The sequence below is a fragment of the Streptomyces sp. Ac-502 genome, from assembly GCF_045222935.1.
Lineage (GTDB): Bacteria > Actinomycetota > Actinomycetes > Streptomycetales > Streptomycetaceae > Streptomyces > Streptomyces monomycini.
This window is the reverse complement of sequence record NZ_JBHFFO010000001.1, coordinates 4,930,898-4,949,511: the sequence shown is the minus strand read 5'-3', so window position 1 is coordinate 4,949,511 and position 18,614 is coordinate 4,930,898. Positions and strand designations below refer to the sequence as shown.

Below are 18,614 nucleotides of genomic sequence, written 5' to 3'. Positions count from 1 at the left end.
GAGGTGCTGAGAGTGGCGTTCCAGCCGTGGCAGGGTGGACAGCCGGCGCCGTGGCAAGGCGGGCAGCCGGTCCAGGGCCCGGGCCAGGTCCCGGCGATGCGTGCTTCGCACGCCGACCGTGAGCGTGCGGTGGACGTGCTGAAGGCCGGTTTCGCCGAGGGGCGGCTTCCGCAGCAGGAGTACGAGCAGCGCATCGGCCACGCCTATCAGGCGCAGACCCAGGCCGAGCTGCAGATGCTGGTGGCGGACCTGCCGCAGGGGCCGATGCCGCAGTCGCAGTTCGGGCCGCCGCCGCCCGCGGTGCCGCAGACGTTCATGCCGGTGCAGCCGATGACGGCGCCGACCAACGGTTCGGCGACCGGAGCGCTGGTGTGCGGCATCCTCGCCCCGGTGACGTGGGGCCTGACGTCGATACCCGCGGTCATCCTGGGGCACAAGGCGCGGGCCGAGATCCGCCGCACGGGGGAGCGCGGGGACGGCCAGGCGGTCGCCGGGCTGGTCCTGGGCTGGCTGGGGATCAGCGGCTGGCTGCTGTTCTTCATCCTGATGATCTTCGTGGGGGCGGCGAACCTCTGAGGGCGCGAGGGCGGGGCACACACGGCGCCGGCGGGGCGGTGGCACCCGGGCGCCGGGGGCGGCTCCGGAGGCCGTAGGGCGGCCGCCACGGCGCGCGCGGCGATGGCCGGGCCTTCTTCCGTACGGCCCCTGATCGCACTACGGTGGCCGCAGCGCCGGAGGAGTCCGGCGTGTCCTTCGCGTGTGCATTTGTTTTGACCGCAGCCCATGCGGTAGGTACGCTCTGACCTTGTGCCTGGGGTGTCCTCAGGCTGCCGTGCGTGCACTCGTCCGTACGGAAGCCGGGTCTCGACACCGCAATCTGCCGCCTTCCTCGTTCCAGCGAGGGGTCTGCAGTATTCGACACACCCGACCGCGTGGGTCGGGGACTGTTCCAGGTTAGCTTTACCGAGACTGGCACACAGAAACCGGAGAAACGGTGCCTACGATCCAGCAGCTGGTCCGCAAGGGCCGGCAGGACAAGGTCGAGAAGAACAAGACGCCCGCACTGGAGGGTTCGCCCCAGCGCCGCGGCGTCTGCACGCGTGTTTTCACGACCACCCCGAAGAAGCCGAACTCGGCCCTGCGTAAGGTCGCACGTGTGCGTCTGACCAGTGGCATCGAGGTCACCGCTTACATTCCGGGTGAGGGCCACAACCTCCAGGAGCACTCGATCGTGCTCGTGCGTGGCGGCCGTGTGAAGGACCTGCCGGGTGTTCGGTACAAGATCATCCGCGGCTCCCTCGACACGCAGGGCGTCAAGAACCGCAAGCAGGCTCGCAGCCGCTACGGCGCCAAGAAGGAGAAGTAAGAATGCCTCGTAAGGGCCCCGCCCCGAAGCGCCCGGTCATCATTGACCCGGTCTACAGCTCTCCTCTGGTGACCTCCCTCATCAACAAGGTTCTGCTGAACGGAAAGCGCTCCACCGCCGAGCGCATCGTTTACGGCGCCATGGAGGGTCTGCGTGAGAAGACCGGCAACGACCCGGTCATCACGCTGAAGCGCGCGCTGGAGAACATCAAGCCGACCCTTGAGGTCAAGTCCCGCCGTGTCGGTGGCGCGACCTACCAGGTCCCGGTCGAGGTCAAGCCCGGCCGCGCCGCCACGCTCTCGCTGCGCTGGCTCGTGGGCTACTCGCGCGCCCGCCGCGAGAAGACCATGACCGAGCGCCTCATGAACGAGCTGCTGGACGCCTCGAACGGCCTCGGCGCTTCGGTCAAGAAGCGCGAGGACACGCACAAGATGGCCGAGTCCAACAAGGCCTTCGCGCACTACCGCTGGTAGTCGCTACCCCCATCGAGACCGAGAGAAGATTGAGCCGATATGGCTACCACTTCGCTTGACCTGGCCAAGGTCCGCAACATTGGGATCATGGCCCACATCGACGCGGGCAAGACGACCACCACCGAGCGGATCCTGTTCTACACCGGTGTCTCCTACAAGATCGGTGAGGTCCACGACGGCGCTGCCACGATGGACTGGATGGAGCAGGAGCAGGAGCGCGGCATCACGATCACGTCTGCCGCGACGACCTGCCACTGGCCGCTGAACGACGTCGACCACACCATCAACATCATCGACACCCCGGGCCACGTCGACTTCACCGTCGAGGTGGAGCGTTCGCTGCGCGTGCTCGACGGTGCGGTGACGGTGTTCGACGGCGTTGCCGGTGTTGAGCCGCAGTCCGAGACCGTCTGGCGCCAGGCGGACCGCTACGGCGTGCCGCGCATCTGCTTCGTCAACAAGCTCGACCGCACCGGTGCGGAGTTCCACCGCTGCGTCGACATGATCGTGGACCGCCTGGGCGCGACCCCGATCGTGATGCAGCTGCCGATCGGCACCGAGGCGGACTTCAAGGGCGTCATCGACCTCGTCTCCATGAAGGCGCTGGTCTGGTCCGCCGAGGCCGCCAAGGGCGAGATGTACGACACCGTCGACATCCCGGCCACGCACACCGAGGCTGCCGACGAGTGGCGCGGCAAGCTGCTGGAGGCCGTCGCCGAGAACGACGAAGAGATGATGGAGCTGTACCTGGAGGGCCAGGAGCCCACCGTGGACCAGCTGCACGCGGCGATCCGCCGTATCACCATCAACTCGGGCAAGGGCGGCGACACCACCGTCACCCCCGTGTTCTGCGGTACCGCGTTCAAGAACAAGGGCGTGCAGCCCCTGCTCGACGCGGTCGTGCGCTACCTCCCGTCGCCGCTGGACGTCGAGGGCATCGACGGCCACGCCGTCAACGACTCGGAGCAGGTCATCACGCGGCGCCCCTCCGAGGAGGAGCCGCTGGCCGCTCTCGCGTTCAAGATTGCGAGCGACCCCCACCTGGGCAAGCTCACCTTCATCCGGGTGTACTCGGGCCGCCTCGTGGCGGGTACCCAGGTCACCAACTCGGTGAAGGGCAAGAAGGAGCGCATCGGCAAGATCTACCGGATGCACGCGAACAAGCGTGAGGAGATCGAGTCGGTGGGTGCCGGTGACATCGTCGCCGTCATGGGTCTGAAGCAGACCACCACCGGTGAGACCCTCTGCGACCCGTCGAACCAGGTCATCCTGGAGTCGATGGAGTTCCCGGCCCCGGTCATCCAGGTCGCGATCGAGCCCAAGTCCAAGGGCGACCAGGAGAAGCTGGGTGTCGCCATCCAGCGTCTCGCCGAGGAGGACCCGTCCTTCCAGGTCCACACGGACGAGGAGACCGGTCAGACCATCATCGCGGGTATGGGCGAGCTGCACCTCGACGTGCTGGTCGACCGTATGAAGCGTGAGTTCCGGGTCGAGGCCAACGTCGGCAAGCCGCAGGTCGCGTACCGCGAGACCCTGCGCAAGTCCGTCGAGCGCCTGGACTACACGCACAAGAAGCAGACTGGTGGTTCCGGCCAGTTCGCGAAGGTGCAGATCGCGCTCGAGCCGCTCGAGGGCGACGGGTACGAGTTCGAAAACAAGGTCACCGGTGGCCGTATCCCGCGGGAGTACATCCCGTCCGTGGACGCGGGCTGCCAGGAGGCCATGGAGTTCGGCGTGCTCGCCGGCTACCCGCTGACCGGCGTGAAGATCACGCTGCTCGACGGTGCGTTCCACGAGGTCGACTCCTCGGAGATGGCCTTCAAGATCGCCGGTTCGATGGCCTTCAAGGAGGCCGCCCGCAAGGCCAGCCCGGCCCTGCTGGAGCCGATGATGAAGGTCGAGGTGACGACGCCCGAGGACTACATGGGTGACGTCATCGGCGACATCAACTCGCGTCGCGGTCAGATCCAGTCCATGGAGGACCGCCACGGCGCCAAGCTCGTCACGGGCCTGGTTCCGCTCTCGGAGATGTTCGGCTACGTCGGAGACCTCCGCAGCAAGACCTCGGGTCGCGCAAGCTACTCGATGCAGTTCGACTCCTACGCCGAGGTTCCGCGGAACGTCGCCGAGGAGATCATCGCGAAGGCCAAGGGCGAGTAGTACCGGCTCGCACGAGTCGCGAGACGCTTTAGGCTTGACACCGTCTGCCGGGGCCCGTCCCCGCCACCCGCGAGGGGGCCCCGGCGGCCGGCATCCCAGCAAAGATCACCTGGCGCCGATGAGTAAGGCGTACAGAACCACTTCAGGAGGACCCAGTGGCGAAGGCGAAGTTCGAGCGGACTAAGCCGCACGTCAACATCGGCACCATCGGTCACATCGACCACGGTAAGACGACCCTCACGGCCGCCATTACCAAGGTGCTGCACGACGCGTTCCCCGACCTGAACGAGGCCTCGGCCTTCGACATGATCGACAAGGCGCCCGAGGAGCGCCAGCGCGGTATCACCATCTCGATCGCGCACGTCGAGTACCAGACGGAGAACCGTCACTACGCCCACGTTGACTGCCCCGGTCACGCGGACTACATCAAGAACATGATCACCGGTGCCGCCCAGATGGACGGCGCGATCCTCGTGGTCGCGGCGACCGACGGCCCGATGCCGCAGACCAAGGAGCACGTGCTCCTGGCCCGCCAGGTCGGCGTGCCCTACATCGTTGTCGCCCTGAACAAGGCCGACATGGTGGACGACGAGGAGATCCTGGAGCTCGTCGAGCTCGAGGTCCGTGAGCTCCTCTCGGAGTACGAGTTCCCGGGCGACGACGTTCCGGTCGTCAAGGTCTCGGCGCTCAAGGCGCTCGAGGGCGACAAGGAGTGGGGCGACTCCGTCCTCAAGCTCATGGCCGCCGTCGACGAGTCGATCCCGCAGCCCGAGCGTGACGTCGACAAGCCGTTCCTGATGCCGATCGAGGACGTCTTCACGATCACCGGTCGTGGCACCGTCGTCACCGGTCGTATCGAGCGTGGTGTCCTCAAGGTCAACGAGACCGTCGACATCATCGGCATCAAGACCGAGAAGACCACCACCACGGTCACCGGCATCGAGATGTTCCGGAAGCTGCTCGACGAGGGCCAGGCCGGTGAGAACGTCGGTCTGCTGCTCCGCGGCATCAAGCGCGAGGACGTCGAGCGCGGCCAGGTCATCATCAAGCCGGGCTCGGTCACCCCGCACACGGAGTTCGAGGCGCAGGCGTACATCCTGTCGAAGGACGAGGGTGGCCGCCACACCCCGTTCTTCAACAACTACCGCCCGCAGTTCTACTTCCGTACCACCGACGTGACCGGCGTCGTGACCCTCCCCGAGGGCACCGAGATGGTCATGCCGGGCGACAACACCGAGATGTCGGTCCAGCTGATCCAGCCGGTCGCCATGGAGGAAGGCCTGAAGTTCGCCATCCGTGAGGGTGGCCGGACCGTCGGCGCCGGCCAGGTCACCAAGATCGTCAAGTAATTCTGACGGTCGGGGAGACCCGGCAGCTCTTCGGAGCGCTCTGAGGAGCCCCGCTCACCTTCGGGTGAGCGGGGCTTCTCGCTGTTCACGGCCGGGCCTTCTGCCGTGCCCGCCAGTTGCTTAGCATGTCCGGGTCGGCGCGTACCCCCTCGGGACGCGACCCTTTTCCCGGAAGTGACGCCATGCTGCGCACCATGTTCAAGTCCAAGATCCACCGTGCCACCGTCACCCAGGCGGACCTGCACTACGTCGGCTCGGTGACGGTCGACGCCGACCTGCTGGACGCCGCCGACCTGCTGCCCGGCGAGCTGGTCCACATCGTCGACATCACCAACGGCGCGCGCCTGGAGACGTACATCATCGAGGGCGAGCGCGGCTCCGGCGTCCTCGGCATCAACGGTGCCGCCGCGCACCTGGTGCACCCCGGCGACCTGGTGATCCTTATCAGCTACGCGCAGGTGGACGACGCCGAGGCCCGTACGCTGCGCCCGCGTGTCGTGCACGTGGACGCGGACAACCGCATCGTCGCCGTCGGCACGGACGCGTCGGAGCCGGTGCCCGGGGGAACGGCCGAGCGCAGCCCGCAGGCGGTCGTACGGGCGGTGGATCCCGCCTAGGGAAGGGCGGCCCCGTACCGCCGGAGGGGCAGGGCTCACGGCGGGGGCGGGTGCACGGGGAAGCCGAAGGCCATCCGGTCGCAGGCCGGCCCGGTGGCGTCGAAGTTGAGGCGGCGCATCACGCGGGGCATGCCGGCGGGGATGGGCGTCCGGCCGTGCACCACGGCCGTGTTGTCGGCGATCAGCACGTCGCCGGTGGCGAGCTTGAAGCTGAGCCGGTTCGCGGGCGCGGCGAAGAACCGGCACAGCTCCGCGTACTGGTCACGGACGTCCGCGCGCGGGACGACCCGCGACACGCCGTCCGCCATCCGGAACCGCAGCGTGCAGACGCCGCCCTGGCGCCGGAACAGCGGCTGGGTGCTGGTCTGGTCGGTACGGGTGATCGTCAGCGCGTCGGGCTCGGTCAGCGCGTCCCGCCGGCCGGGGAAGTGCCGCGCCAGGTACTCGTAGGCGGCCTGGGCACTGGCCAGGACGGACAGACCGCCGCGTACGGCGGGCCGGACGCACTGGAGCGTGATCAGGGCCTCGGGGCGGTCACGGAACGCGCCGTCGGTGTGCAGCAGGTGCTCGTCGCGGCTGGAGCCGAGGAAGCCGGCGACCGGCCGGGCGGGGCTGATCGGCACGATCCCGTCGCCGTCCGCGCGCGGGTGCGGCACCGGGGCGCCGAAGCGCCGCCGCAGGCTGAGCAGGTCCTGGCGGCTCCTGACCCGCTCCGCGCAGCGCAGGATCGCGAAGCCGTACCGGTTGAAGGCGGCCAGCATCTCGTGTTCCTGCGCGGCCGACATGCAGCACATCGAGGGCACCCGGACGATCTGCGCCGCCACGGGCAGTCCGGAGCCGAACGGGCGGCGGTGCTCAAGCGGCGCCATGGCCGGTGACCTCCGGTCGCGGTGCCGGGGCGAGGGTGGCGAGCCAGCCGCGCAGTACGGCGGCGGCCATCCGCTCGGTGCCGGCGCGGTCGTGCCGTACGTCGCCGGGCTCGGCCCCGAGGGCGTCGGGGCGGCGGTGGTGGAAGGCCGTGACGGCCTGGTCGTCGGCCGGGTACTCGGCGCCGCTCTCCATCCGGAGCATGATTTTCGCGAGCAGGGCGGTGGCCTTGTAGAGCACCCGCAGATCGGGTTCGTCGAGCAGGAGCTGCTTGCGCAGGGTGACGGCGGCCTGGACCCCGTCGCGCACACTGACGTCCGCGTAGGTGACGGCGTCCGGTACGGGCAGGGCGAGGCCGGGGGCGCACCACAGGGGCGCGAGGGCGCCCGCGCCGCTGAGGGTGAGGACGTGCAGCAGCCGCGGCGGCAGGGCGCCCGCGCGGAACTCGTCCTCGGTGAGGACCGTCATCGTCATCCGGACCCCGTCCAGCACGGGTGCCAGCTCCGAGCGGACGCGCCGGAGCCGGGGAGGGCGTCCTGCGGAGCCAGCACGAGGACGTCCAGGTCGCTCCAGCCGTGCCGGTACGTGCCCCGGGCCGCGCTGCCGGTCACGGCGAGCAGATCCACGGCCGTACGGGGCCGGGTGAGCCGGTCGCGCAGGTCGCGCAGGTATGTGCCGAGGCAGCTCGGAAGGCCCAGGCTGTGTACGGAGACGGGCTTGAGCGGCCGGAACGTCCAGGCGGCGTCGAAGGCGAGGCGGTCCAGGTGCCGCTGGAGGCTCAGCCGGGGCCAGGGGGCGGCGGCGTCGTGGATCGTGTCCTGGGCGGGGCTCTGAGCCGCGTCCTGAGCGGCGGTTTCGGGTGCGGTGTCCTTGCCGGCCCCGGGTCCGGGGCTCACGGCGCGCAGCCGGTCGCCGAAGAGTGTGCGCAGGGCCTCGACGGTGGACGGGTCGTGTACGGGCTCGATGCTGACGCGGTCGAGGAACGGATGCGCGGCGCAGTAGCGGTCGAGGCCGTCGGCGATGCGTTCGGCCTGGGCCGTGGCGTCGTCGGTGTCCGGTACGGCCGGGGTGTGCGACGCGGCGTCGGCGAGGTGCGCGGCGCTGAGGCGGGCGTAGCCGCGGCGGGTGCGCAGGTACTCTCCGGCGGCGTCGCGCGCATGCTCGCAGTCGCCGCCCAGTGCCGCCACCCGCACCCGAGAGAGTGCGCTCTCCGGAACCGCGGGGTACAGCCGGTGCAGGCGTTGCCGCAGCTCGTGCTGCACGTCGATCACCGGCCGGTCGCCGACGACGACGGCCGTGTCGAACCGTCCCTCGTCGAGAAGGCGGTTGATCTGCTCGCGCAGCCGCCGCTGGAAGTACTCCAGGAGGCAGTCGGGGGCCGGGGAGCGGGCCAGACCGCGCGCGGCACCCAGAGCGGGGGACTCGTCGTGCAGCAGGACGACGCCGTACTCGGTCTCCTCGGAGGCGCGCAGAGCGGTGCGGTACGGCGCGAGTGCCGCGCGCGCGTCACGGGCCGCTCGCGCCGTACCGCACCGCTCGCGTACGGCGGCGACGGCGGCCAACGTCGCCTCCAGCATGGGCAGGCCCTGCCGTACGCAGCGCAGGTCCCCACTGGCCCGGGGCTGCCGGGCGCGGGCCAGGTAAGCCGCAGCGAGGACGTCCGCCAGCTCCTGGTAGGACGCGCCGTCGAGCCACCATCCGGTCGCCTCCGTGCCGCTCAGGGCGGGCCACCGGGGGTGTAGGTCTCCGCGTGGGCGGCGATCTCGATCTGTGGGACGCGGCGGGCCAGCATGCGGAGCTGGGTGTCCTTGCCCACGTACGCCGGTCCGCTCACGGCGATGACCCGGTGCGCCGCCGGCGGGCGGTCTTCGGCTGGTGGGTTCAGGGGCATGGGGGTGACCTCCGGAGGTGCACGGTCGGACGGGGGACGGGCTTTCGGCATAAGACGGTGCGGTGTGTTTCTTTTTCGTACGGGTGTTTTCACGGGTGTTTTCGCTGCTGCGGGGCGGGCCGGGCGGCAGGTGAATGAATGACGGGCGATCGACGCGTCGAACTCAGGAATTCCCTGTATCGCGGTCTCCGGGCGTGGTGGTTCCTGTGGAGCTGAATACCGGCAGTGCGGAAAAGGTCGTGGCCCGCGGCCGGAGGTCAGGTCTTCGCGGCCGTGTCCGAGTCCGCGTCCCCGTCCGACGTTTTTTCCGTCTCCCGTTCCGGCTCGGTGCCGGACGTCGTTTCGGTCGCCGTGCCCGTTTCCCTCTCCGCCGCCGGGCGGGAGAGCGCCCAGCCGACGACGGCGGCCGCCACGAGCGAGGTCAGACCGCCGGTGAGGAAACCGGCGCGGGGGCCGCAGGTCTCGGTGACCCAGCCGACGGCCGGCGCGGCCACCGGTGTGCCGCCCACGAACGCGATCTTGAACAGGCTCATCACCCTGCCCCGCGTCGCGGCGTCCGCGGTGAGCTGGACGTGCGCGTTGGCGGTGGCGGTGACGACCAGACCGGCCATGCCGACCGGGACCAGCAGGGCCGCGAAGAGCCACAGCGCGGGCGCCAGGGCGGCGGCCGTCTCCAGCGCGCCGAACAGCAGCGCCGCCGTGGTCAGCACCCGCCGCGGCGGCGCGAGGCTGCGCGCGGCCCACAGTGCCCCCGCCACCGCGCCCGCCGCCAGCAGCGAGTTGAGCAGCCCGTACACGCCGGAGCCGGTACGGAAGACCTGCACGGTGAACGCGGTCAGCCAGACAGGGAAGTTGAACCCGAACGTACCGATGAAGGCGACCAGCACGATCGGCCACAGCAGGCCGGGGTCGCGGCCGACCTGCCGCAGTGCCGCCCTGACCTGCCCGCGGCCGTGCGGGGCGCGCTCGGCCGGGTGCATCTCGGCGGTGCGCATGAGCAGCAGGGCGGTCAGGGGCGCGAGGTAGGAGAGGGCGTTGAGGAGGAAGGCCCAGCCGATGCCCACCACCGTGATCACCACACCGGCGACGGCGGGGCCGACCAGGCGCGCGGTCTGGAAGACGGCGGAGTTCAGGCTCACCGCGTTGCGCAGCTGCTCCGGCCCGACCAGCTCGGCGACGAACGCCTGCCGGGCGGGGGCGTCCGCGACGGAGACCAGGCCCAGCACGGCCGCCATGACGTACACGTGCCAGGGCCGCGCCTGGCCGGCCAGCACCAGTACGGCCAGGACCAGCCCGGTCGTGCCCAGCGCGGCCTGCGTGTGCAGCAGCAGCCGGCGCATCGGCAGCCGGTCGGCGATCAGGCCGCCGTGCAGCCCGAGGAGCAGCATGGGCGCGTACTGGAGTCCGATGGTGAAGCCGACGGCGGCGGGGGAGCCGGTCAGCTCGACGACCAGCCAGTCCTGGGCGATGCGCTGCATCCAGGTGCCGGTGTGGGAGACGGCCTGGCCGGCGGCGAACAGCCGGTAGTTGCGGATGCGCAGGGAGCCGAACGTCGTCGTGGCGCGGCGTGCGGAGCCGTCTTCGCGGCCGGGCGGGAGGGCGGCGGAGGCGGGGCCCGGCGCCCCGGTCACGCCCGCCGCCCTCGCCCGGGGCCCGGGGCCGTCCGTCTCCCGTGCGCGGGGCCGGGTTTTCTCTCTCCGCGGCACGATCGGTGTCCGGGGAAAGAACGGGTTCTGGAGCGGGTGCGGCCGCCGCGCCGGAAACGGCCTCCGGAATGGGAACGCTGCATGAAATCCTCCTTCCTGCTCGCCCGGTCGACATGGTTCAGGATTCCCTCGGGGGTGCGGCATAGTCGCCGGGTGCGCAGCTTCAGCCGGAAGGCTTCCATTTCTTGTGAGCTGTAGGATTTTTGCGGTCATTCGATACGGCGTGCCGTTGTTCGCGCCGGATATCTTTTCGCGCCCGGCGCCCGGGGGCCTTCGGCGGTGCGCGGTCGTGAGCCGGAGCGGGGGAGCGGGGCACGCCGTGCGCCGCGCCGTACGGTGCGGAAGTTCGGATCCCGGGTGCGGCGCGCTCGAAATGCGGGGGGACCTTCCGTCATTTGGAGTAACGTACTGGTGTCGGAGCGTCACCGCCCGGGGAGGGGCGGCCCGCGCCGGGGGTCAGGCGTCGCCAGGAAGTCCAGCCGGCACCAGAGGAGTCAGCCGCTCGTGGTCCTTGCTCACCCCGTCACCCGTGCCGTGCCGCGGAGCGCCGGCTCCGCATCCGCCCCGAAGCCGCGCGTGCGCCCCGGGCCCCCGGTGCCTTCCGTACGCGCCGACGGGCGGTGAGGGGGTGGTCGGCAGCGAGATCAGGCCCTGCGATCACCCCAAGAAGGACGTGCGGCGGGTGCTGGAGAAGTGGGCGGCCCGTGGCTGGGTGCTGCGCAAGGACGGGCACTGGGGGCGGCTCTACTGCCCGTGCGCGGGGCGGTGCACGGTCATCCCGGTGGCGGGCACGCCGCGCAGCCCCACCGCGCACGCGCGTGTGATCGACCGGCTGGCGGCGCGGTGTCCGCTGCCGGGGGACGCGGTGAACCGCAGTCTGACGGGGATGCCGCGCGGCGAAGCGTGACCGCCGCGTCAACTGAGATGGGCCGTCGGCGACCGTGCGTTTTGCGACAGTTGCCCATGCGAGTCCCGTGGGGTTTTGTCATGCTTTGTCTGTTGACGAACGACAACAGACCTGCAACCCTGCCCAAGGACTAGGGGACGCCGCCATGGACTACGACTTCACCTTCGTCGTCACGGGCGCGACCGTCGACGACCAGGACGCCGTCGATGCGCTGCGCGACACCTGCGACGCCCTTCTGGCGCGGGCCGGCGGCACCGACCTGCTCAGCATCGCCTGGCCCGGCGACTGCGCGGTCCGGGCCGCCCTCGAAGCGGCCTCGGCGGCGCACGCCGCGGTGCCGCGCCTGCGGGTGCGCCGCCTCGACCGCGACCTGGTCGGCATACACGAGATCGCCGAGCGCACGGGCCGCTCCCGGCAGAACGTCGCCCAGTGGGCCGCCGGGGCGCGCAAGGCCCAGGGCGCCCCTTCCCGGCCGCCGAGGGCACCGTCGGGCGCTCCCAGGCGTGGCTGTGGTCGGAGGTCAACCGCTGGCTCGCGGCGTACGGCCTCGACGACGGGGCGGCCCGTCCCACGCGCGAGGAGATGGCGGAGATCGACGTGGCGCTGGCCGGCCGGGTCTCGCTGACGTTCCGGTTCGCCGCGACCACGGGCTTCCAGGAAGGGCGGCAGCGCGTCATCGACGAGCTGCGCAACCGCCACATAAACCGGTTCCTCGGCATACTGGCGGGGTTCGAAGGGACCACGGACGAGCACGGCGACCACGTCCTGGTGGTGGCCGACGGGCGCGAACCGGTCCGCGGGGTCATGGAGCGGGTCGCGCAGTTCCCGCACGACGTGGTGCTGGTCACCGAGACCGACCAGTTCACGGTCACCGTCCTCGCCAGCCGCGGCGCGGACCGCCCGGGCCGCGTGGTCCCGGTGCCCGGCACGGCGACGGTCGGCGAGTGGCTGCGCCAGATCCGCGACTTCCCGCACGCGACCTTCGCCGTGGAGGGTGACGACCGTCACGCGAAGGAGTCCGCCCGTATCCAGTGGCAGCTGGCGATCGCGGCGTGAGGGCGGGCCCATAGCGGCCTCGGCGGCGGTCCGCCCCGGCACGCCGGAGCCGGGTCCGTGCATCCGGGCGGTGTGACGCGGTGTACGATCTCCCGCTCGATTGGCAGCGTTCGCCGCTGGTGTGGCACACTGTCCAGGTTGCTCGGTTGAGTGCCGATGCTGCGCGCCTCCCGCCGGGGGGACTGGAAGCGAGTCCTAGGTATTCGTCGCCTCATGATTTACACCGGAAGGTGTAGGGGCGGAAGTACGGGAATCTTCCGGGAAGTGCAGCGGGGTGCCTCAGCCAGGCGCCCGGTGGGTGTTCATCCCCCACGTTTTCCTTCTCGAAGGATCGCCCTTGCGGGGATCTGCGGGAAGGAGCGCGACACGCCCGACCGCGTGGGTCGGAGGATGAACGGCAACGTACCGGGTCCCAGAGCGTTACGAGAGACAGGACTACGAAGTAGCCATGGCGGGACAGAAGATCCGCATCCGGCTCAAGGCCTACGACCACGAGGTCATCGACACGTCGGCGAAGAAGATCGTCGAGACGGTGACCCGTACTGGTGCGTCGGTCGCGGGCCCGGTGCCGCTCCCCACCGAGAAGAACGTGTACTGCGTCATCAAGTCGCCGCACAAGTACAAGGACTCGCGCGAGCACTTCGAGATGCGCACGCACAAGCGCCTGATCGACATCCTCGACCCGACGCCCAAGACCGTTGACTCGCTGATGCGCCTGGACCTTCCGGCCGGCGTTGACATCGAGATCAAGCTCTGAGAGGCGCAGTAGAGATGGCTAAGCAGATCAAGGGCATCCTGGGCGAGAAGCTCGGCATGACCCAGGTCTGGGACGAGAACAACCGTGTCGTCCCGGTCACTGTGGTCAAGGCCGGCCCCTGCGTCGTTACCCAGGTGCGCACCAATGACCAGGACGGCTACGACTCCGTCCAGATCGCCTTCGGCGAGATCGACCCGCGCAAGGTGAACAAGCCCCTCAAGGGCCACTTCGCGAAGGCCGACGTCACCCCCGCCGTCACCTCGTCGAGGTCCGTACCACTGACGCCAGTGAGTACACCCTCGGCCAGGAGCTGACCGCCGAGACCTTCGAGTCCGGCGTCAAGGTGGACGTGACCGGCAAGAGCAAGGGCAAGGGCTTCGCCGGTGTCATGAAGCGTCACGGCTTCCACGGCGGCAAGGCTTCGCACGGTGCCCACCGCGTGCACCGCAAGCCGGGCTCCATCGGTGGCTGCGCCACCCCGGGCCGCGTGTTCAAGGGCATGCGGATGGCCGGCCGTATGGGCAACGAGCGGGTCACCACCCAGAACCTGACCGTCCATGCCGTTGACGCGGAGAAGGGTCTGCTGCTCATCAAGGGCGCAGTTCCTGGTCCGAACGGCGGCCTCGTCCTGGTCCGTACCGCGGCCAAGGGGGCCTGAGGTAACCGATGAGCACCATTGACATCCTTTCGCCGGCAGGCGACAAGGCCGGGACCGTCGAACTCCCCACGGAGATCTTCGACGCGAAGGTCAGCGTTCCGCTGATCCACCAGGTCGTCGTCGCGCAGCTGGCCGCGGCCCGTCAGGGCACGCACAAGACCAAGACCCGTGGCGAGGTCCGCGGCGGCGGCAAGAAGCCGTACCGCCAGAAGGGCACCGGCCGCGCGCGCCAGGGTTCGACCCGTGCGCCGCAGTTCGCCGGCGGTGGCGTCGTGCACGGTCCCGTGCCGCGTGACTACTCGCAGCGGACCCCGAAGAAGATGAAGGCCGCCGCCCTGCGCGGTGCCCTCACCGACCGGGCCCGCAACAGCCGCGTCCACGTCGTCTCCGGCGTGGTCGAGGGCGAGGCCTCCACGAAGGCCGCCAAGGCTCTCCTCGGCAAGATCAGCGAGCGCAAGCACGTGCTGCTGGTCGCCGAGCGCGCCGACCAGGCCGCGTGGCTCTCCGCCCGCAACCTGCCCCAGGTCCACATCCTGGAGCCGGGCCAGCTGAACACGTACGACGTGCTCGTCTCCGACGACGTGGTCTTCACCAAGGCCGCCTTCGAGTCCTTCGTGGCTGGTCCCAAGGCCGCTGAGCTCGAAGGGAGCGCCGCCTGATGACTGAGGCGACCGTTACCAGCAAGTCCTTCTCGGACCCGCGCGACCTTCTGGTCAAGCCGGTCGTCTCCGAGAAGAGCTACGCGCTGCTGGACGAGAACAAGTACACGTTCATCGTCGACCCGCGTGCGAACAAGACCCAGATCAAGCAGGCCGTCGAGGCGGTCTTCTCGGTCAAGGTCACCGGGGTCAACACGATCAACCGCCAGGGCAAGCGCAAGCGCACCCGCACCGGTTTCGGTAAGCGCGCGAACACCAAGCGCGCCATCGTGACCCTCGCCGAGGGCGACCGTATCGACATCTTCGGCGGCCCGGCCTCCTAACGGAGTCCGAGTCGTCCGGAATCGGACGAGGACTGAGAAATGGGTATCCGCAAGTACAAGCCGACGACCCCGGGCCGTCGTGGCTCCAGCGTCGCCGACTTTGTCGAGATCACGCGGTCCACGCCGGAGAAGTCGCTGGTCCGCCCGCTGCACAGCAAGGGCGGCCGTAACAACGCCGGTCGTGTGACCGTTCGCCACCAGGGTGGTGGCCACAAGCGCGCCTACCGCGTGATCGACTTCCGTCGTCACGACAAGGACGGCGTGCCGGCCAAGGTCGCGCACATCGAGTACGACCCCAACCGCACCGCGCGCATCGCGCTGCTGCACTACGCCGACGGCGAGAAGCGCTACATCATCGCGCCGCGTGGCCTGGTGCAGGGTGCTCGGATTGAGAACGGCCAGGGCGCCGACATCAAGCCGGGCAACAACCTGCCGCTGCGCCACATCCCGGTCGGTACGACGATCCACGCCATCGAGCTGCGGCCCGGCGGCGGCGCGAAGTTCGCCCGCTCCGCGGGTGCCTCCGTGCAGCTGCTGGCGAAGGAGGGCTCCATGGCCCACCTTCGTATGCCGTCCGGTGAGATCCGCCTGGTCGACGTGCGCTGCCGCGCCACCGTCGGCGAGGTCGGCAATGCCGAGCAGTCGAACATCAACTGGGGCAAGGCCGGCCGTATGCGCTGGAAGGGCGTCCGCCCGACCGTGCGTGGTGTCGTGATGAACCCGGTCGACCACCCGCACGGTGGTGGTGAGGGCAAGACCTCCGGTGGTCGCCACCCGGTCTCGCCCTGGGGCCAGAAGGAGGGTCGTACGCGTTCGCCGAAGAAGGCTTCGAACAAGTACATCGTCCGCCGCCGCAAGACGAACAAGAAGCGCTAGGAGCGGGTTTAGATGCCGCGTAGTCTCAAGAAGGGGCCCTTCGTCGACGACCACCTGAGCAAGAAGGTGGACACGCAGAACGAAGCCGGCACCAAGAACGTCATCAAGACCTGGTCCCGCCGCTCCATGATCGTCCCGGCCATGCTCGGCCACACGATCGCGGTGCACGACGGCCGCAAGCACGTCCCGGTGTTCGTCACCGAGTCGATGGTCGGCCACAAGCTCGGCGAGTTTGCGCCGACCCGCACCTTCCGCGGCCACGAGAAGGACGACCGCAAGTCGCGTCGTCGCTGATCGACCGGAGTGCGAAGACTATGACTGACACCGAAGGGACAACCATGGAAGCCAGGGCCCAGGCGCGGTACATCCGCGTCACGCCCATGAAGGCCCGCCGCGTGGTGGACCTTATCCGTGGCATGGATGCCACGGAGGCTCAGGCGGTCCTGCGTTTCGCCCCGCAGGCCGCGAGCGTGCCCGTCGGCAAGGTGCTGGACAGCGCCATTGCCAACGCGGCGCACAACTACGACCACACCGACGCCGGCAGCCTCATCATTTCCGAGGCGTACGTCGACGAGGGTCCGACCCTGAAGCGGTTCCGCCCGCGTGCCCAGGGCCGTGCCTACCGGATCCGCAAGCGGACCAGCCACATCACCGTGGTCGTCAGCAGCAAGGAAGGAACCCGGTAATGGGCCAGAAGGTAAACCCGCACGGGTTCCGGCTCGGCATCACCACCGACTTCAAGTCGCGTTGGTACGCCGACAAGCTGTACAAGGACTACGTCAAGGAAGACGTCGCCATTCGTCGCATGATGACGAAGGGCATGGAGCGCGCCGGCATCTCGAAGGTGGAGATCGAGCGCACCCGTGAGCGCGTCCGCGTCGACATCCACACCGCTCGTCCGGGCATCGTCATCGGCCGCCGCGGCGCCGAGGCCGACCGCATCCGCGGCGAACTGGAGAAGCTGACCGGCAAGCAGGTCCAGCTGAACATCCTCGAGGTCAAGAACCCCGAGACCGATGCTCAGCTCGTGGCCCAGGCCGTCGCCGAGCAGCTGTCCTCCCGCGTCTCCTTCCGTCGCGCCATGCGCAAGAGCATGCAGTCGACGATGAAGGCCGGCGCCAAGGGCATCAAGATCCAGTGTGGTGGCCGTCTCGGCGGCGCCGAGATGTCGCGCTCGGAGTTCTACCGCGAGGGCCGCGTGCCCCTGCACACGCTCCGCGCCAACGTCGACTACGGCTTCTTCGAGGCCAAGACGACCTTCGGCCGTATCGGTGTGAAGGTCTGGATCTACAAGGGCGACGTCAAGAACATCGCCGAGGTCCGCGCCGAGAACGCCGCCGCCCGTGCGGGCAACCGCCCGGCCCGTGGTGGGGGCGGCAACGACCGTCCGCGCCGCGGTGGCGAGCGTGGCGGCCGTGGCGGCCGCAAGCCGCAGCAGAACGCCGGCGCCGAGGCCCCCAAGGCCGAGGCCGCTGCCGCTGCTCCGGCTGCTGAGAGCACCGGAACGGAGGGCTGACCGACATGCTGATCCCTCGCAGGGTCAAGCACCGCAAGCAGCACCACCCGAAGCGCAACGGTATGGCCAAGGGTGGCACCGAGCTTGCCTTCGGTGAGTACGGCATTCAGGCCGTGACCCCCGCCTACGTGACGAACCGGCAGATCGAGTCCGCTCGTATCGCCATGACCCGTCACATCAAGCGTGGCGGCAAGGTCTGGATCAACATTTACCCGGACCGCCCGCTGACGAAGAAGCCGGCCGAGACCCGCATGGGTTCCGGTAAGGGTTCTCCGGAGTGGTGGGTCGCGAACGTCAAGCCCGGTCGGGTGATGTTCGAGCTGTCCTTCCCGAACGAAAAGGTTGCGAAGGAGGCGCTGACCCGCGCCGCCCACAAGCTTCCGATGAAGTGCCGCATCGTGCGGCGCGAGGCAGGTGAGTCGTGATGGCGGCCGGTACCAAGGCGACCGAGCTGCGCGAGCTGAATGGCGAGGACCTCGTCAAGAAGCTTCGTGAGGCCAAGGAGGAGCTGTTCAACCTCCGCTTCCAGGCGGCGACCGGACAGCTGGAGAACCACGGCCGGCTGAAGGCCGTCCGCAAGGACATCGCCCGGATCTACACCCTGATGCGGGAGCGCGAGCTCGGCATCGAGACGGTGGAGAGCGCCTGATGAGCGAGAAGAATGTGACTGAGACGAACGAGCAGCGCGGCTTCCGCAAGACCCGCGAGGGTCTCGTCGTCAGCGACAAGATGGACAAGACCGTCGTCGTCGCTGTCGAGGACCGTGTCAAGCACGCGCTGTACGGCAAGGTCATCCGCCGTACGAACAAGCTCAAGGCGCACGACGAGCAGAACGCTGCCGGTGTCGGCGACCGCGTCCTCCTGATGGAGACGCGTCCGCTGTCGGCGAGCAAGCGCTGGCGCATCGTCGAGATCCTCGAGAAGGCCAAGTAAGGAATTTCCCGTCAGGGAATTCCGCTAGATACCGCCTGGGGGTTTCCCCCAGGTCAGTTCCGCCAGGCTCGGCGGTGGGCCTCAGCAATGAGGCCCCCGCCGGGAACCGGCAGACGATCAGGAGATAGACGTGATCCAGCAGGAGTCGCGGCTTCGGGTCGCCGACAACACGGGTGCGAAGGAAATTCTCACCATCCGTGTTCTCGGTGGCTCGGGCCGCCGCTACGCGGGCATCGGTGACGTCATCGTCGCCACCGTCAAGGATGCGATCCCCGGTGGCAACGTGAAGAAGGGTGACGTCGTCAAGGCGGTCATCGTTCGCACCGTCAAGGAGCGCCGCCGTCCGGACGGCTCGTACATCCGCTTCGACGAGAACGCGGCCGTCATCCTCAAGAACGATGGCGACCCCCGCGGCACCCGCATCTTCGGCCCGGTGGGCCGGGAGCTGCGCGAGAAGAAGTTCATGAAGATCATCTCGCTCGCGCCGGAGGTGCTGTAAC

General features: G+C 69.3%; 25 protein-coding genes and 1 pseudogene. 21 read left to right on the top strand and 5 right to left on the bottom strand.

The window, feature by feature from the left end:
* Positions 1-96 precede the first annotated feature (96 nt).
* From ACEXOX_RS22285 to panD, 6 genes are all read left to right on the top strand, one after another.
* Complete coding sequence (locus tag ACEXOX_RS22285; RefSeq protein WP_406522770.1) at positions 97-576, top strand: DUF1707 and DUF4190 domain-containing protein; 480 nt, start codon at positions 97-99, stop codon at positions 574-576.
* A gap of 418 nt (positions 577-994) precedes the next feature.
* Positions 995-1,366, top strand: coding sequence for a 30S ribosomal protein S12 (gene rpsL / locus ACEXOX_RS22280; protein ID WP_003948652.1), 372 nt, complete (start codon positions 995-997; stop codon positions 1,364-1,366).
* Between the two features lie 2 nt (positions 1,367-1,368).
* On the top strand, positions 1,369-1,839 hold the full coding sequence (gene rpsG / locus ACEXOX_RS22275) for a 30S ribosomal protein S7 (protein ID WP_030017001.1): 471 nt from the start codon (positions 1,369-1,371) through the stop codon (positions 1,837-1,839).
* Positions 1,840-1,878: 39 nt separating this feature from the next.
* The gene (gene fusA, locus ACEXOX_RS22270; protein WP_406522768.1) at positions 1,879-3,999 is read left to right on the top strand and encodes an elongation factor G; all 2,121 of its coding nucleotides are present in this window, start codon (positions 1,879-1,881) and stop codon (positions 3,997-3,999) included.
* 155 nt (positions 4,000-4,154) lie between these two features.
* On the top strand, positions 4,155-5,348 hold the full coding sequence (gene tuf / locus ACEXOX_RS22265; RefSeq protein WP_030016999.1) for an elongation factor Tu: 1,194 nt from the start codon (positions 4,155-4,157) through the stop codon (positions 5,346-5,348).
* A 182-nt stretch (positions 5,349-5,530) separates the two neighbouring features.
* The gene (gene panD, locus ACEXOX_RS22260; protein WP_406522766.1) at positions 5,531-5,965 is read left to right on the top strand and encodes an aspartate 1-decarboxylase; all 435 of its coding nucleotides are present in this window, start codon (positions 5,531-5,533) and stop codon (positions 5,963-5,965) included.
* Between the two features lie 35 nt (positions 5,966-6,000).
* Here the strand turns inward: panD and ACEXOX_RS22255 are convergent, their stop codons facing one another.
* The 5 genes from ACEXOX_RS22255 to ACEXOX_RS22235 form a co-directional block, all read right to left on the bottom strand.
* Positions 6,001-6,834 carry a TauD/TfdA family dioxygenase gene (locus tag ACEXOX_RS22255; protein ID WP_406522764.1) on the bottom strand — a complete coding sequence of 278 codons (834 nt, stop codon included), beginning with the start codon at positions 6,832-6,834 and terminating at the stop codon, positions 6,001-6,003.
* Positions 6,821-7,324, bottom strand: coding sequence for a hypothetical protein (locus tag ACEXOX_RS22250; protein ID WP_406522762.1), 504 nt, complete (start codon positions 7,322-7,324; stop codon positions 6,821-6,823). The genes ACEXOX_RS22255 and ACEXOX_RS22250 overlap by 14 nt, the downstream gene beginning before the upstream one ends.
* On the bottom strand, positions 7,303-8,409 hold the full coding sequence (locus tag ACEXOX_RS22245; protein ID WP_406522760.1) for a nucleotidyltransferase domain-containing protein: 1,107 nt from the start codon (positions 8,407-8,409) through the stop codon (positions 7,303-7,305). The genes ACEXOX_RS22250 and ACEXOX_RS22245 overlap by 22 nt, the downstream gene beginning before the upstream one ends.
* 140 nt (positions 8,410-8,549) lie before the next feature.
* Positions 8,550-8,723 carry a hypothetical protein gene (locus ACEXOX_RS22240; protein ID WP_406522758.1) on the bottom strand — a complete coding sequence of 58 codons (174 nt, stop codon included), beginning with the start codon at positions 8,721-8,723 and terminating at the stop codon, positions 8,550-8,552.
* Between the two features lie 257 nt (positions 8,724-8,980).
* A complete protein-coding gene (locus tag ACEXOX_RS22235; protein WP_406522756.1) occupies positions 8,981-10,354 on the bottom strand; it encodes an MFS transporter in 1,374 nt (457 codons plus the stop codon).
* 703 nt (positions 10,355-11,057) lie between these two features.
* On the opposite strand from ACEXOX_RS22235, the gene ACEXOX_RS22230 reads away from it, so the two are divergent.
* The 15 genes and pseudogenes from ACEXOX_RS22230 (at position 11,058) to rplN (ending at position 18,613) form a co-directional block, all read left to right on the top strand.
* Positions 11,058-11,336 (top strand): hypothetical protein, encoded by a 279-nt coding sequence (locus ACEXOX_RS22230; protein ID WP_406522754.1) that lies wholly within the window; start codon positions 11,058-11,060, stop codon positions 11,334-11,336.
* A 145-nt stretch (positions 11,337-11,481) separates the two neighbouring features.
* Positions 11,482-11,961 carry a hypothetical protein gene (locus ACEXOX_RS22225; protein WP_406522753.1) on the top strand — a complete coding sequence of 160 codons (480 nt, stop codon included), beginning with the start codon at positions 11,482-11,484 and terminating at the stop codon, positions 11,959-11,961.
* Positions 11,919-12,392 (top strand): hypothetical protein, encoded by a 474-nt coding sequence (locus tag ACEXOX_RS22220; protein WP_406522751.1) that lies wholly within the window; start codon positions 11,919-11,921, stop codon positions 12,390-12,392. The genes ACEXOX_RS22225 and ACEXOX_RS22220 overlap by 43 nt, the downstream gene beginning before the upstream one ends.
* A 448-nt stretch (positions 12,393-12,840) precedes the next feature.
* Positions 12,841-13,149: a 30S ribosomal protein S10 gene (gene rpsJ, locus ACEXOX_RS22215; protein ID WP_004571821.1), complete on the top strand. Its 309-nt coding sequence runs from the start codon at positions 12,841-12,843 to the stop codon at positions 13,147-13,149.
* 14 nt (positions 13,150-13,163) lie between these two features.
* Positions 13,164-13,807 (top strand): annotated as a pseudogene (gene rplC / locus ACEXOX_RS22210) (50S ribosomal protein L3).
* An 8-nt stretch (positions 13,808-13,815) separates the two neighbouring features.
* Positions 13,816-14,466, top strand: coding sequence for a 50S ribosomal protein L4 (gene rplD, locus ACEXOX_RS22205; protein ID WP_406522750.1), 651 nt, complete (start codon positions 13,816-13,818; stop codon positions 14,464-14,466).
* Positions 14,466-14,789 carry a 50S ribosomal protein L23 gene (gene rplW, locus ACEXOX_RS22200; RefSeq protein WP_406522749.1) on the top strand — a complete coding sequence of 108 codons (324 nt, stop codon included), beginning with the start codon at positions 14,466-14,468 and terminating at the stop codon, positions 14,787-14,789. The genes rplD and rplW overlap by 1 nt, the downstream gene beginning before the upstream one ends.
* Positions 14,790-14,828: 39 nt before the next feature.
* Complete coding sequence (rplB, locus tag ACEXOX_RS22195; RefSeq protein WP_030016989.1) at positions 14,829-15,665, top strand: 50S ribosomal protein L2; 837 nt, start codon at positions 14,829-14,831, stop codon at positions 15,663-15,665.
* 12 nt (positions 15,666-15,677) lie between these two features.
* Positions 15,678-15,959, top strand: a complete 282-nt coding sequence (gene rpsS / locus ACEXOX_RS22190; RefSeq protein WP_030016988.1) for a 30S ribosomal protein S19 — start codon at positions 15,678-15,680, stop codon at positions 15,957-15,959.
* A 44-nt stretch (positions 15,960-16,003) separates the two neighbouring features.
* Positions 16,004-16,351, top strand: coding sequence for a 50S ribosomal protein L22 (rplV, locus tag ACEXOX_RS22185; RefSeq protein WP_358656906.1), 348 nt, complete (start codon positions 16,004-16,006; stop codon positions 16,349-16,351).
* The gene (gene rpsC / locus ACEXOX_RS22180) at positions 16,351-17,181 is read left to right on the top strand and encodes a 30S ribosomal protein S3 (protein WP_406522747.1); all 831 of its coding nucleotides are present in this window, start codon (positions 16,351-16,353) and stop codon (positions 17,179-17,181) included. Before rplV ends, rpsC begins: the two co-directional genes overlap by 1 nt.
* Positions 17,182-17,186: 5 nt before the next feature.
* Positions 17,187-17,606 (top strand): 50S ribosomal protein L16, encoded by a 420-nt coding sequence (gene rplP / locus ACEXOX_RS22175; protein WP_004571829.1) that lies wholly within the window; start codon positions 17,187-17,189, stop codon positions 17,604-17,606.
* Positions 17,606-17,830 (top strand): 50S ribosomal protein L29, encoded by a 225-nt coding sequence (gene rpmC, locus ACEXOX_RS22170; protein ID WP_030016986.1) that lies wholly within the window; start codon positions 17,606-17,608, stop codon positions 17,828-17,830. The genes rplP and rpmC overlap by 1 nt, the downstream gene beginning before the upstream one ends.
* The gene (rpsQ, locus tag ACEXOX_RS22165; protein ID WP_004571831.1) at positions 17,830-18,114 is read left to right on the top strand and encodes a 30S ribosomal protein S17; all 285 of its coding nucleotides are present in this window, start codon (positions 17,830-17,832) and stop codon (positions 18,112-18,114) included. The genes rpmC and rpsQ overlap by 1 nt, the downstream gene beginning before the upstream one ends.
* 130 nt (positions 18,115-18,244) lie before the next feature.
* Complete coding sequence (rplN, locus tag ACEXOX_RS22160; protein ID WP_003974257.1) at positions 18,245-18,613, top strand: 50S ribosomal protein L14; 369 nt, start codon at positions 18,245-18,247, stop codon at positions 18,611-18,613.
* Position 18,614 lies beyond the last annotated feature (1 nt).

Excerpts from the sequence above, each read along its gene's own strand:
- rplP (WP_004571829.1), top strand. The coding sequence starts at position 17,187 with ATGCTGATCCCTCGCAGGGTCAAGCACCGCAAGCAGCACCACCCGAAG.
- rpsQ (WP_004571831.1), top strand. The coding sequence starts at position 17,830 with ATGAGCGAGAAGAATGTGACTGAGACGAACGAGCAGCGCGGCTTCCGC.
- rplV (WP_358656906.1), top strand. The coding sequence starts at position 16,004 with ATGGAAGCCAGGGCCCAGGCGCGGTACATCCGCGTCACGCCCATGAAG.
- rpmC (WP_030016986.1), top strand. The coding sequence starts at position 17,606 with ATGGCGGCCGGTACCAAGGCGACCGAGCTGCGCGAGCTGAATGGCGAG.
- rpsC (WP_406522747.1), top strand. The coding sequence starts at position 16,351 with ATGGGCCAGAAGGTAAACCCGCACGGGTTCCGGCTCGGCATCACCACC.
- ACEXOX_RS22255 (WP_406522764.1), bottom strand. The coding sequence starts at position 6,834 with ATGGCGCCGCTTGAGCACCGCCGCCCGTTCGGCTCCGGACTGCCCGTG.
- ACEXOX_RS22245 (WP_406522760.1), bottom strand. The coding sequence starts at position 8,409 with ATGCTGGAGGCGACGTTGGCCGCCGTCGCCGCCGTACGCGAGCGGTGC.
- ACEXOX_RS22240 (WP_406522758.1), bottom strand. The coding sequence starts at position 8,723 with ATGCCCCTGAACCCACCAGCCGAAGACCGCCCGCCGGCGGCGCACCGG.
- ACEXOX_RS22220 (WP_406522751.1), top strand. The coding sequence starts at position 11,919 with ATGGCGGAGATCGACGTGGCGCTGGCCGGCCGGGTCTCGCTGACGTTC.
- rpsG (WP_030017001.1), top strand. The coding sequence starts at position 1,369 with ATGCCTCGTAAGGGCCCCGCCCCGAAGCGCCCGGTCATCATTGACCCG.
- rpsJ (WP_004571821.1), top strand. The coding sequence starts at position 12,841 with ATGGCGGGACAGAAGATCCGCATCCGGCTCAAGGCCTACGACCACGAG.
- rplW (WP_406522749.1), top strand. The coding sequence starts at position 14,466 with ATGACTGAGGCGACCGTTACCAGCAAGTCCTTCTCGGACCCGCGCGAC.
- fusA (WP_406522768.1), top strand. The coding sequence starts at position 1,879 with ATGGCTACCACTTCGCTTGACCTGGCCAAGGTCCGCAACATTGGGATC.
- rpsS (WP_030016988.1), top strand. The coding sequence starts at position 15,678 with ATGCCGCGTAGTCTCAAGAAGGGGCCCTTCGTCGACGACCACCTGAGC.
- ACEXOX_RS22285 (WP_406522770.1), top strand. The coding sequence starts at position 97 with ATGCGTGCTTCGCACGCCGACCGTGAGCGTGCGGTGGACGTGCTGAAG.
- rplB (WP_030016989.1), top strand. The coding sequence starts at position 14,829 with ATGGGTATCCGCAAGTACAAGCCGACGACCCCGGGCCGTCGTGGCTCC.
- panD (WP_406522766.1), top strand. The coding sequence starts at position 5,531 with ATGCTGCGCACCATGTTCAAGTCCAAGATCCACCGTGCCACCGTCACC.
- ACEXOX_RS22225 (WP_406522753.1), top strand. The coding sequence starts at position 11,482 with ATGGACTACGACTTCACCTTCGTCGTCACGGGCGCGACCGTCGACGAC.
- rplD (WP_406522750.1), top strand. The coding sequence starts at position 13,816 with ATGAGCACCATTGACATCCTTTCGCCGGCAGGCGACAAGGCCGGGACC.